Origin of the sequence: Christiangramia gaetbulicola, assembly GCF_003054225.1 — a bacterium.
Classification (GTDB): domain Bacteria; phylum Bacteroidota; class Bacteroidia; order Flavobacteriales; family Flavobacteriaceae; genus Christiangramia; species Christiangramia gaetbulicola.
This window is the reverse complement of the sequence record NZ_QBKQ01000001.1, coordinates 980,653-993,483: the sequence shown is the minus strand read 5'-3', so window position 1 is coordinate 993,483 and position 12,831 is coordinate 980,653. Positions and strand designations below refer to the sequence as shown.

At 40.6% G+C, this 12,831-nt stretch carries 12 protein-coding genes and 1 pseudogene; 7 read left to right on the top strand and 6 right to left on the bottom strand.

The window, feature by feature from the left end; translation table 11 throughout:
• Positions 1-4: 4 nt before the first annotated feature.
• Complete coding sequence (amaB, locus tag C8P64_RS04530; RefSeq protein WP_108170838.1) at positions 5-1,558, top strand: L-piperidine-6-carboxylate dehydrogenase; 1,554 nt, start codon at positions 5-7, stop codon at positions 1,556-1,558.
• Between the two features lie 176 nt (positions 1,559-1,734).
• Positions 1,735-2,058, top strand: a pseudogene (locus tag C8P64_RS16690) (YkvA family protein); the annotation flags it as partial.
• Positions 2,059-2,192: 134 nt separating this feature from the next.
• On the opposite strand, the gene C8P64_RS04520 reads toward C8P64_RS16690, so the two are convergent.
• The 6 genes from C8P64_RS04520 to C8P64_RS04495 form a co-directional block, all read right to left on the bottom strand.
• The gene (locus C8P64_RS04520) at positions 2,193-2,741 is read right to left on the bottom strand and encodes an autotransporter outer membrane beta-barrel domain-containing protein (RefSeq protein WP_108170836.1); all 549 of its coding nucleotides are present in this window, start codon (positions 2,739-2,741) and stop codon (positions 2,193-2,195) included.
• An 86-nt stretch (positions 2,742-2,827) separates the two neighbouring features.
• The gene (locus C8P64_RS04515) at positions 2,828-3,832 is read right to left on the bottom strand and encodes an acyl-ACP desaturase (protein ID WP_108170835.1); all 1,005 of its coding nucleotides are present in this window, start codon (positions 3,830-3,832) and stop codon (positions 2,828-2,830) included.
• A 155-nt stretch (positions 3,833-3,987) separates the two neighbouring features.
• Entirely contained in the window at positions 3,988-4,716 is a 729-nt protein-coding gene (locus C8P64_RS04510) for a metallophosphoesterase family protein (RefSeq protein ID WP_108170834.1), read from the bottom strand.
• A 1-nt stretch (position 4,717) separates the two neighbouring features.
• Entirely contained in the window at positions 4,718-5,854 is a 1,137-nt protein-coding gene (locus C8P64_RS04505) for an ATP-binding protein (RefSeq protein WP_108170833.1), read from the bottom strand.
• A 77-nt stretch (positions 5,855-5,931) separates the two neighbouring features.
• Entirely contained in the window at positions 5,932-6,276 is a 345-nt protein-coding gene (locus tag C8P64_RS04500; protein ID WP_341476480.1) for a four helix bundle protein, read from the bottom strand.
• 30 nt (positions 6,277-6,306) lie between these two features.
• Positions 6,307-7,056 carry an SDR family NAD(P)-dependent oxidoreductase gene (locus C8P64_RS04495; protein WP_108171283.1) on the bottom strand — a complete coding sequence of 250 codons (750 nt, stop codon included), beginning with the start codon at positions 7,054-7,056 and terminating at the stop codon, positions 6,307-6,309.
• A gap of 163 nt (positions 7,057-7,219) precedes the next feature.
• Between C8P64_RS04495 and C8P64_RS04490 the strand changes: the two genes are divergently transcribed.
• The 5 genes from C8P64_RS04490 to C8P64_RS04470 all read left to right on the top strand — a co-directional run bounded on the left by C8P64_RS04490 (position 7,220) and on the right by C8P64_RS04470 (position 12,830).
• A complete protein-coding gene (locus C8P64_RS04490; RefSeq protein ID WP_108170832.1) occupies positions 7,220-8,068 on the top strand; it encodes a DUF4382 domain-containing protein in 849 nt (282 codons plus the stop codon).
• 156 nt (positions 8,069-8,224) lie between these two features.
• Positions 8,225-9,226, top strand: coding sequence for an AAA family ATPase (locus tag C8P64_RS04485; protein ID WP_108171282.1), 1,002 nt, complete (start codon positions 8,225-8,227; stop codon positions 9,224-9,226).
• 76 nt (positions 9,227-9,302) lie between these two features.
• A complete protein-coding gene (locus tag C8P64_RS04480) occupies positions 9,303-10,169 on the top strand; it encodes a DUF58 domain-containing protein (protein WP_108170831.1) in 867 nt (288 codons plus the stop codon).
• Between the two features lie 7 nt (positions 10,170-10,176).
• Positions 10,177-11,826 carry a BatD family protein gene (locus C8P64_RS04475; protein ID WP_108170830.1) on the top strand — a complete coding sequence of 550 codons (1,650 nt, stop codon included), beginning with the start codon at positions 10,177-10,179 and terminating at the stop codon, positions 11,824-11,826.
• The gene (locus C8P64_RS04470; protein ID WP_108170829.1) at positions 11,826-12,830 is read left to right on the top strand and encodes a vWA domain-containing protein; all 1,005 of its coding nucleotides are present in this window, start codon (positions 11,826-11,828) and stop codon (positions 12,828-12,830) included. Before C8P64_RS04475 ends, C8P64_RS04470 begins: the two co-directional genes overlap by 1 nt.
• Position 12,831: the final 1 nt, after the last annotated feature.

Here is a 12,831-nt window from a genome sequence, read left to right as displayed (position 1 = left end):
ATTAATGAGCAAAATTGCTGAAGAATTCGGGATTAAACAAGCCCTGAAAGATTTAGGATTGAACGACATCAATAATGGTACTTCTACCGGAACCGACTGGTTTAGCAACGGAGATATCATTGAATCATATTCACCTGTAGACGGAGCTTTAATTGGTAAAGTTAAGACGACCACCAAAGAAGATTACGAAAAGGTGATCACTACTGCTGAAAAGGGTTTTAAAGAATGGAGAACCTGGACAGCCCCACAAAGAGGTGAGGTGGTACGCCAGTTCAATGACGAATTAAGAAGACTGAAAGAACCGCTGGGAAAACTCGTTTCTTATGAAATGGGAAAATCTTACCAGGAAGGCCTTGGAGAGGTTCAGGAAATGATCGATATCTGTGATTTCGCGGTAGGTCTTTCCAGACAGCTTTACGGGCTTACTATGCACAGTGAGCGCCCAGGACATAGAATGTATGAGCAATACCATCCGCTAGGAGTGGTGGGAATTATTTCTGCTTTTAACTTCCCGGTAGCGGTTTGGTCATGGAATACTGCTTTAGCATGGGTTTGTGGAGATGCCTGTATCTGGAAAGGTTCAGAAAAAACTCCAATGACCTCTGTAGCCTGCCAGAATATTGCGGCGAGAATTTTTGCTGAAAATAACGTGCCTGCAGGGATCTCAAGTTTGATTACCGGAGATTATAAAGTAGGTGAGATGATGACCACAGATGAGCGTGTGCCTTTGATTTCGGCTACCGGTTCTATTAGAATGGGTAAGATCGTTGCGCAGGCAGTAGCGGCCAGACTTGGAAAATCATTACTTGAACTAGGAGGGAATAATGCCATTATCGTTACTCCAGACGCTAATATTAAGAATACCGTGATAGGTGCGGTATTTGGAGCGGTTGGAACTTGCGGACAACGTTGTACTTCTACGAGAAGACTTATTGTGCACGAAGATGTTTATGATAAAGTGAAGGATGCTATCGTGAACGCATACAAACAAATTAGAATTGGTAACCCACTGGATGAAAATAACCATGTTGGGCCGCTTATAGATAAAGATGCGGTGAAGAACTACCAGGCTGCTTTAGATAAGGTAGTTGAAGAAGGTGGAAAAATACTGGTAGAAGGTGGAGTGCTTGAAGGTGAAGGTTACGAAAGCGGATGCTACGTAAAACCAGCTATCGCCGAAGCTGAAAATCATTTCGAGATCGTGCAGCATGAGACTTTCGCGCCGGTACTTTATATCATGAAATATAAAGGTGATGTAAGTGACGCGCTGAAACTTCAGAACGGGGTGAAACAGGGTCTTTCTTCAGCAATAATGACCAATAACCTGAGAGAGGCTGAAAGATTCCTTTCTGCTGAAGGGTCTGATTGCGGAATTGCCAATGTTAATATTGGTACTTCTGGAGCTGAGATCGGTGGAGCCTTTGGAGGTGAAAAAGAAACCGGTGGAGGTCGCGAAAGCGGATCTGATGCCTGGAAAATCTATATGAGAAGACAAACAAACACGATCAATTATACTACTGAATTGCCATTGGCACAGGGGATAAAATTCGATCTATAGTTTAGTTTTTTAAGTGTGAAAGATAGCCTCGCAAATTGCGGGGCTTTTTTATTTAACTGGTTTTCAGAGATCGGCTTTTTGTAGTCTAAGTTAAATCGAACTTAAATGAAGCCAACTTTCTTGTCTTCAGCCTTAATAATTTTTATTTTCGGCTCAGATAAAATATTTAAAACAACATGAGCGAAATTTCCAGAGAACAGGCGCAAGAAGAACTTTCTAAGAGAGCTAAAGACTTTGACCAAGATGATGTAGAGAAAGTAATAGATAAAGAAGAACAGATCCTGGATAAATTTGAAAGTAAAGGCAAGCTGAAAAGGTATATGGACGATGCCGTCCTTTTATTTTCGCTGGTTAGAGATTATGCCAGCGGTTCCTATCGTGAGATCCCATTTAATATAGTGGCCGCAGCTGGTGCCGCATTATTGTATGTGCTGTCTCCCATAGATCTTATTCCAGATTTTATCCCGGTATTAGGTTACCTGGATGATGCTGCGGTAGTAGCTTTCTGTTTGAATTTAATGGAAAAGGACCTTGCTTCTTACAAGGTATGGAAGGAGAGTAAAATTTAACTTTAGAAAATATCAAAAAAAACCCGCTCAGGATATGAGCGGGTTTTTTTATGCTTTATTTTTCTTTAAAATCTGTAGCCAATATTAAAACCGGCATTGAATTCTATCGCCGAGAACCTATCTTTTACCTCGTCGCTGAAATTTCTACCGATGTTTATAAATGGCCCTAATACGAAAGTGTCGTTAAAATTCCATTTATATCCAGTACCGAGCCCGATAATGAATGAATCCATATCTGTAATTAATGAACCATTAAATTCAGCATCTGGAGCATCTTCACTGAATTCCCCACTGCGATATTTCAGAAATGGATTTACGTACAATCCGGAAGCGGCATGTTCCTCTCCAAAATAATAGTTATACCCAATTTTAAAACTGTTGGTATCGAAATTTCTGGAACCTTTTTCAGAATGATAATTCATCCTGTCGTTAATGAGGATAGCTCCTTCGATAGATTGGTGTTCGTCTAGAAATCTTTCATAGCCAAATTCTACCGAAGCGATAGCGATGGTATTGGCGATATTTAATTTTATCTCGTTGTATTTTTCAGCATTTTGAGCATGTCCAAAGTTAAAAGTGGCTACACAGATAAGGGCTAATAATATTTTTTTCATAAGAATTTTTAAGGGTAGAATTTCATTAAAAAACCCTGCTAACAAGTGGCAGGGTTTTATTATAGGTTCTAATATAGAATATTTTATTAAACCATTCCGTTGGCTTCAACCCATTTGAACTGGTGCTGATCCTTAGGAATTGCGATCCTGTCTGCGATCCTGGTCATCCTGTCTGGAAGCGCCATCAGGTAATCACGGGCTTTTTCAGCATCGTCTGTAAGTGATCTCATTTTGTCTATCTCCCAGTAAGTATTAAGCTTTTTAAGGATGTCGATATAATCGTAAGTGGTATAAACACCTAATCTCTGCGCGGCATTGGAGAAGTTTTCGAAAGCTTCAGCAATTCCCTGGCCAGATTCTCTAATGAACTGTGCAGGCATCACGATCTTTTTCTTCATCATATCCTGGAAAGCCAGCATCATTTCACTTGGATCGTGTTCGAAGATGGTCTTAACGAATTCCCTGTAAGCCATATAGTGTCTCATCTCATCACCAGCGATGATATTACACATCTTACCAAGCATCTTGTTTCCTTTCTTTTTAGCCAGCTGTCCCACACGCTTGTGAGAGATATTGGTAGCTAGTTCCTGGAAACTGGTATAAACGAAGTTTTTGTAAGGGTCCCTTCCGGTTCCAATATCAAACCCGTCATTTATAAGATGCTGAGTCGTTTTTTCGATCTCTTTCATATCTACTCTACCAGAAAGGTAAAGGTATTTGTTAAGCGTATCTCCGTGTCGGTTTTCTTCACCCGTCCACTGGCGAACCCATTTGGCCCAACCATTTTGTTCTCCACGATTGGCACCATGCTGTTCCACACCTTCCATGTCCATTAGCCATGATTCGTAAGTAGGCAAAGCCTCCTCGGTAACCATATCTGCTACAAGTACCACCCAAAAGTCATATCCAAGCTCCTTGGCTTCTTCTCTTATCTGGTGAACTTCTTCAAACCCGGATTCATCCTGAAGGTTTGGAAGCAGGTCTGTAGGCTGCCAGATCTCATCTACGGGGATTAAATACTGATCGATGAAACCCTGAACAGATTTCTCCACCGTTTGCATTACTTCTAAACGTATATTCTTTAAACTCATTTCTTATTTCTTAGGGTCTAATATTCTGTTACAATTCAATATACTGCAATAAACGTGCAGCGTTCAAAATGATCCAAAATCATATATTTAGATCTTGGAACGGATTGAACTTCAAATATATGAATAGTCTTTTAGAGGGCGCAATAAATAAAAGCCTAATTTCTACCCTGCTCATCAGGGTAAAAAGTGTGCACGGGATCACTTTGATAAACCTCCTTTGAGTCTACGTCTATTGCGGAAATTGGTCCCATAAAAGCCGCGCCCGTATCCACATTCCAGATGTTCGCCTTGTTCACAGGGGTAGTTTCTCCAATGCGGGTCACCGGCGTATGACCTATAAATATCTCTTTAAAATGGCTTAATCTTCTCGGGTAACGATGATCATCAGGTTCCAGGGCATCGTCCATAGAAAGTGCCATTTCCCATAAGGTGCGGTCCCAGTAGAATGCGGTTTCGTGATATTCTAATTCCGGACCATGCAGATTGGTAAAGCCGGCATGCACAAAAAGACGGTCTTCTTTATCATGATAATAATTAACCATTTCCCGGAAGAACTTTTTGTGTTTGCTCTTATCCTCTTCAGTAAAATTACGGTAGGCATTTAGGCTGGACTGCCCTCCATGCTCAAGCCATTTTTGATTCATTTCGCCCGTTTCAAGCCATTTATGAGCGAGATCATCATGATTTCCTCTCACGAATATGCAGGAATTTTGTTTGGCGAGATCGATGAGGTAACTAACAGTATTGGCAGAATCACTCCAGCCATCTACATAATCTCCCAGGAAAATTAATTCGTCTTTTGGGTTAAGGTCTATCTTTTTTAGTAATTGAATAAGAGCTTTTAATCCTCCATGCAGGTCTCCAAAAACCAGTTTTCTTGACATATTAATTGTATTTCACCTTTCTTAAAATTCGCATACTTTCTTTGTAGGAATGGTATACTTCCTTGCTATAGGCCTTAAGATAAGGTTTGGCTTCCTCAAGCTTGGTTAAAGCTTCGGTAAAATTATTTAAATAACATAATAAATAAGTGGAGGGGAGGTTCCTGATATCCTTCTTTTCCACTGCGTTCAGTTCAAATCCTTTTTTGAGTTTTTCTATCAGCGCCCTGTTGGTATTGTAGATATGATAAAGTGTTTTTTTATTGAATCTCGGCGGAACGAACAAAAGCTTACTATCTATATCATAGGTGCCATTGTCTCTGAACCTGATCACCACCTCCTCCAGAGGATAATACTGAAACTGGTCATGTAAACCAAGATGAACATATTCGGTGATCTTGAACTGATCTTTATCTTCCACGATACTAACTTCATCCAGGTCTGAATAGAATAATTTTACCTGTTCGTTAATAAGTTCGATATCTACCCTGGAAAAATATGTTTCATTCTTGATCTTTTTTTCTTTCCCGGCCCAGCAAACCACGAAATACTCATTAAAAACCCGGTAAGAAGGATTATAGTCCTTTCTTTTTTTCATGAAATCGAAAACACCATCTAAGGTATACTCCAGGTTATTATGAGAATGGTTTTCGATAGAAGCGACGATGGCCGAATTTACATCTTTGATCTCGATATCAAAAACCTTGGGCATGCTTATGCTGCCATCTCTAAGAAATACAGATCCGCCGTAATATTTCCAGATGTTCTTTCTAAAAGAACATATCTTGCCATGATTGGGCCGAATGGTTACCAAACCCACCACTAGGTGGTCTGGCAGGTGGGGAAAAGGAATATTTTCGTAAGATATTATTGGTGGATTGCTGAGGTAGGCATTTACAAGATTCTGAATCTTACTGTCATCAAAGAAATCTATCCCTACAATTCTGCTGTCTTCATCTTCCACCCCAATTACTATATAGGAATTGTTCTCAGGGTTGGAGTTAGATAAGGCACAGATATGTTTCAGGAATTTCGCCTTACCTTCTTTTTCGCCAATATTCAACTGTCGCTTTTTGTCATAAAAGCTGTTCTCATCATTGTGAGCTAGCAGGTTTTTTATGAGGAGGCGTTTGTTGATCACGGGATATTATCTATTAGTGATTTTTATTTTTTATTAATCGTATTTGAAACCTTTTCTATCAGATGACTTTAAATAGTTCATGAATTTCGAGATTTGTTCATTAATAACTTCAACTTGCTTATCATGTCTTCGTAGTCATTTAATGATATATGATTTCTATCAAACGCTCTTTGAAGTTGAGCTTTAGTTTCATGATTTGAACCTCTGGCAAAGCTTAAAAACTGAATAAATTCTTTATTTCCACCTCTACCAAAACCTTCGGCAATATTATCCATGACAGAACCGGATGACCCGTTTATCTGTTCTTTTAATTTGTAGTCCTTAGAAAGACTGGTCTCATTTATCAGACTCCATATCTGCATACATTGTGATCTAGCTAAGCGATAGATCTCCAATTCCTCGAAATTTTGATAATGAGCCATGACTAAATAATTAATATCAATAAAAAATAATCAATCCTTATTAAGGATGGTGCTTGTAGCCTGTGCCGTTGGCATAACCGTAAGATCTGCGATATTTACATGGTAAGGTCTGGAGACCACAAAATGGATGATATCTGCAATGTCTTCGGGTTGCAATGCTTTAAATCCCTGGTATACTTTTTCTGCTTTATCTGCATCTCCTTTAAATCTTACATCACTAAATTCTGTCTGGGTAAGACCGGGATTTACAGCGCCTACGCGAATTCCGTTACCATTAAGATCTATTCTCATTCCCTGGTTAATGGCATCTACGGCGTGTTTACTGGCGCAGTAGACATTTCCATTCGGGTATACTTCTTTTCCAGCCGTAGAACCAATATTAATGATATGCCCAGACTGTCGCTCGATCATTCCTGGAATTACTGCCTTACTTACATATAAAAGTCCTTTTACATTAATGTCCAGCATCGCATCCCAGTCATCCATACTACCAGATTGGATAGGATCCAGACCATGAGCATTTCCGGCATTGTTCACCAGGATGTCTATTTTCCCGAATCCTTCGGGAAGGGAACCAATTTTTTGTAGAACTTCTTCGCGATTCCTCACATCAAAACTGAGGATATGTACCGAAGTTTCCACAGATAGCTCCTTTTTCAGTTTTTCAAGCCTGTCGGTTCTTCTTCCGCAGATAATAAGATTAATTCCTTCAGATGCGAACTTAATCGCTGTGGATCTCCCAATGCCGCTAGTGGCGCCGGTTATTAAGGCCGTTTTCATAGTTTCAATTTTAATTTCTAATGTAAGAAACAATTAAGTCTTAGCGTATCAAAGTCTATTAACGCAGGGTTAAGTTCCGTTAAATTTTGTTAAATAAAAAGACCTGTGGGAAATCTTGCACAAAGGTTGCCGTTAGTCCTTCCGTAACCTATAAAATCTACTTATGAGATATTTAAAAAATGTAACTTTTAAAAGTTTAATGATCGCAACTTTCATTTCCCTTGGATTAACAAGTTGTAGCGATGACGATGGTTCTACTACTTCTGGTGAAGGGAAAGCAAATCTAACCGTAAGAATGACCGATGCTCCTGGTGACTACGATGCTGTTTTTGTGGATGTACAGGATATCGAAATTCAGGTTGAGGCTGATAGTGAATTAGAAGCCGAAGCTGATGTTGACGGTGATGGATGGGTAAGCGTAGGTGAAGTAAAAACTGGTGTTTATGACCTGTTAGAGCTTACCGGAGGTGTTTCTCAACTTTTAGCTGATACAGAAGTGCCTGCAGGGTACGTGAGCCAGATGCGTTTGATCTTAGGATCTGAAAACTCGGTAATTGTAGATGGTGAAGAAAAACCATTGAATACGCCAAGTGCACAACAATCTGGTCTTAAACTGCAATTGAACCAGACTTTAGAAGCTGGTGAGAACTATGCTTTCCTTCTTGATTTCGACGTAGATAAATCTATTGTTGCTACTGGTAATGGAAGTTATAACCTTAAACCGGTGATAAGACTTTCTGCTGAAGCTGATGCAGGAGTTGTAGTTGGTGCCGTGGTTCTTCCAGTAGATATTGAAACTTCTATCCAGAGCCTGGTAGTATTAACCGGAGAGTCTGTAACTATTTCTGCTTATACCGATGCTGACGGTAACTTCTCTCTAAATGGAGTACCAGCCGGAGTATATAGTATAGAGGTGATTCCAGAGGCAGATAGCAACCTGGATGTTTATGCTATAGGAACTGTAGAGGTAAAACCAAATGAAACTACAGACCTTGGAGAGCTGACTCTATAATATTTTCAGAAAATAATTTTTTGTAAAAGGCAACACTGCAAAGTGTTGCCTTTTTAATTTTAACCTTTTTTTAACCATTCTCATTCCAATAAATTTTCAATTTGCGACGCTTACAACAAGTACGTATATTCACGACATCAAAATCTGAAAATCATGATGGAAGACAATTCATCTGTTGATATTGCCAGTATTAACGAGAAAATTGAAAAGGAAAGTGCTTTTGTAGACTTGCTCACCCGCGAAATGAATAAGGTGATCGTAGGCCAGAAGCACATGGTAGAGCGCCTGCTGATAGGCCTTTTAGGTCAGGGACATATACTTTTAGAAGGTGTTCCTGGGCTGGCGAAAACACTGGCGATCAATACCCTCGCCCAGGCTGTGCATGGAAGCTTCAGCCGTATTCAGTTCACCCCAGATCTTTTACCGGCAGATGTTGTTGGTACCATGATCTACAATATGAAGGTTAACGATTTCAGTATAAAGAAAGGGCCGATCTTCGCAAATTTCGTGTTGGCAGATGAGATCAACCGTGCGCCGGCTAAGGTGCAATCGGCTTTGCTGGAAGCTATGCAGGAAAAGCAAGTGACCATTGGAGACGAAACTTTTATCCTTGATAAGCCATTTCTGGTAATGGCCACGCAAAACCCGGTGGAACAGGAAGGAACTTATCCTTTACCTGAAGCACAGGTGGATAGATTTATGCTCAAAACAGTAATAGATTATCCTATGATGGCCGAAGAACAGCTGATTATTCGCGCCAACCTTAAAGGTGGATTCGAAAAAGTGAATCAGGTGGTAGATCTTGAACAGATCCTGAGAGCACAAAGTGCGGTAAGGGATGTGTATATGGATGAAAAGATCGAGAAATATATCCTGGATATCGTTTTTGCAACCCGTACTCCTGAAAAATATAATCTTGAAGACATAAAGCCTTTGATCAGCTTTGGAGCTTCTCCTCGTGGTAGTATCAACCTTGCCGTGGCTTCAAAATGCTACGCCTTTATTAAACGAAGAGGTTATGTGGTGCCAGAGGATGTTCGTGCAGTAGTGCATGATGTGCTGCGTCACAGAATTGGTATTACCTATGAAGCCGAAGCCGAAAACATTACTTCAGAAGATCTTATCAATAAGATCGTGAACGAGATCGAAGTACCGTAACAATTAGCAATTATCAATTCCCAATGATCAAATAAGCTAGTGTTTTTTGATCCTTGTTTATTGTTTATTGAACAAAATGGATACAAAGGAACTCCTTAAAAAAGTAAGAAAGATAGAGATCAAGACCCGCAGACTGAGCGATCATGTCTTTGGGGGCGAGTATCATTCTACTTTTAAAGGAAGGGGTATGACCTTTAGTGAGGTTAGACAGTACCAGTTTGGGGATGACGTTAGAAGTATAGACTGGAACGTGACCGCCCGTTATAATGAACCATTTGTAAAGGTATTTGAAGAAGAGCGCGAGCTAACCATGATGTTGATGGTAGATGTTTCGGGTTCAGAAATGTTCGGGACCCAGGAACAGTTCAAAAAAGAGGTTATTACAGAGATCGCTGCGACTCTAGCTTTTTCAGCAACCAAGAATAACGATAAGATAGGTTTGATGATGTTCTCAGACCGTATAGAATTATATATTCCGCCTAAAAAAGGAAGGTCGCATGTGCTGCGTATCATCAGGGAATTACTGGAATTTAAACCTGAAGGTAAGAACACCGATATTGCCGGAGCTTTGAAATACCTTTCTAACGTCATGAAAAAGAAAGCGATTGTTTTTCTGCTTTCAGATTTTATGGCAGATGATTACCAGCATACCTTGAAGATCGTGGCAGGAAAACATGACCTTACCGGCATCAGGGTTTTTGATAAGATGGAACAAACCATACCTAACCTGGGCATGGTGCAAATGCAGGATGAGGAAACCGGGGAATATATTACTGTAGATACTGGTTCCAAGGCGGTACGCAGGTCTTATTCAAAATATTTCCATGACCGCGTGAACTACTTTCACCAGAGTTTTTCGGTAAGCGGTGCTGGGACTATTAGCAACCGGACCGATGAAAGCTATGTGAAAAAATTACTGGGCTATTTTAAAAGAAGAGCTTAAAAGAAAAATGTTTAGAAACCTTAAAAACACATATTCAACTACAAATATCTCAGGTGGCCTGGGATTTCTGTTTTTTATATGCTCATTATTATTGGTTAATACTGCGGAAGCCCAGTCACAGGTTTCAGCGAGTATAGACTCCACAACGATCAAGATCGGGGAGCAGATCAAATACCAGATCAAGGTTAAGACAGATCCCGAAGACCTGGTGGTTTTTCCTGAAGGCGAGACCTTTTCTCCATTAGAATTAGTGGAATCCCTGGATGCAGATACGCTGCGTGAAAATGGCAATTACAGGCTATTGAAAGAATATTTCCTTACTAAATTCGACTCCGGGAAATATGTTATCCCAAGCCAGGAAGTTATAATTGCAAGCAGTTCCTATTTTACAGATTCTATCGCCGTTGAGGTGAATGATGTGGTGGTAGATACCACCAAGCAAAAACTGTATCCTATAAAACCATCTGTTGAGGTTCCCCCGGGTTTCCGGATTCCCGATTGGCTATTGTGGTTACTGGGAATTTTTCTTATTGCCGGCCTGGTGGCATTTTTGATCATCAGGAAAAAGAAAAAAGATGCAGAGGAATTTGAATTACCGCCATATGAAGAAGCTATGGCTGAATTACAGAAACTGGACCAGGCACAATATTTAGAAAAGCGGGAAATTAAAGAATATTATTCTCAGCTGAGTTTTGCTGTGCGTAAATACCTGGACAGGAAGATCTATGATCACGGTCTGGAAAGAACCACGAACGAATTGATCCTTTACCTGGAAGATCAGAAACGCCAGGGGAAACTGAATCTTACCGATGAGACCATCAGGGATTTTGAAAAGATCTTAAGACGTGCCGATCTGGCCAAATTTGCGAGATCCAAACCAGATGTGATCACGGCCAAGGAGGATCGTTCAAAAACACAACATATTATCGATGACCTTAGGGCATCCGTACCAGAGCCTACCGAGGAAGAATTGCTTCAGGATGAAGCTTTCCGTGAAGAGCAGGCCAGGAAAAGAAAGAAGCGTCGCATTATTCTTGGTGTTCTAGCCGGGGTCCTAGTGATTATTATAGGTGTGACCGCGCTTATTGCCACAAAAGGATATACCTACGTGAAGGATACTTATTTAGGTCATCCAACAAAGGAATTGCTAGAAGGAGAATGGATTAGAAGTGAGTACGGTAATCCATCGGTAGCAGTAACCACGCCTGAAGTTCTTGTGCGGGGAGAGATAGAAATGCCACAGGATGTGCAGCAAATGATGGTAGGTTCCGAGACCTTTATCTATGGTAGCCTGCTGAGTAATTTCTATGTGACCCTGAGCACTATCAAATTCAAGGGTGAAGTGAATTTCGATGCTAAAAAGGCCATCGATGGAATTTACACCAATCTTGAAGCCCAGGGGGCACGGAATATAATAATGAAACAGGAGGATTTCACCACAGTGAACGGCACCAAGGGAACTAAGATCTTTGGTACCCTTGAAGCTGAAAACCCTGTGACCGGTGAATCGATCCCGAATGAATACGAGATCCTGAACTTTGCTGAAAAAGGAGGTTTTGAGCAGATCATGGTCATTTACAATGAAAATGATCAGTATGCTAAGGAGATCACCCAGCGTATAATTAACTCTGTAGAAATTAATAACCTGAACGAATAATGTTTGCCAATTTCACATTTGAAAACCCGGAATTTTTCTGGTTGTTCCTGCTGCTTCCACTGGCAATAGCCTGGTATGTGTGGAAACGAAATAAGCAAACTGCCGAATTAAAAATATCCACTACCAAAGGATTCAAGGTTAAGTCGGGATTTTTACCAAAATTAAGACCTGTACTTTTCCTGCTTCGTTTACTGGCCCTTTCCTTTATAATTGTAGCCATGGCCAGGCCGAGAACAGTGGATGTTTCTACAGAAACCAGCAGTTCACAGGGGATAGATATCGTAATGGCGATAGATGTCTCAGCCAGTATGCTGGCTAGAGACCTGCAGCCAAACCGGCTGGATGCTTTAAAGGCGGTGGCTGAAGAATTCGTAAAAGACAGGCCGGGAGATCGTATCGGGCTGGTGGCTTATGCCGGCGAGAGTTTCACTAAAACTCCTATAACCAGCGATAAAACGATCGTTCTTAATGCCCTGGAAGATATTGAATATAACAATGTACTGGAAAACGGTACGGCTATAGGATCGGGCCTAGCTACCGCGGTGAACAGGCTTAAAGACAGTGAAGCCGAAAGTAAGGTCATCATTCTGCTTACCGATGGAGTTAATAATTCAGGATTTATAGATCCCAATACCGCCAGTGAGCTTGCGGTTGAATTCGGGATCAAGGTTTATACCATTGGAGTAGGTAGTAACGGGATGGCTCTTTCACCAATTGCCATGTCACCCGGCGGAAGGATACAGTTTGGTCGGGTTCAGGTGGAGATCGATGAAGAGCTTTTAAAAGATATCGCCGCTTCTACCGGAGGAAAATATTTCAGGGCAACAGATAATGAAAAGCTTGAGGAGATCTATAACGAGATCGATTCACTTGAAAAGACCGAAATTGAAGAATTTCGTTATTATAATTATGATGAGAAATACAGGCCATTGATCCTGTTAGCCGGAATTCTGCTATTATTCGAGATATTATTAAGACTCACCTTATTCAGAAGTTTTATATAGA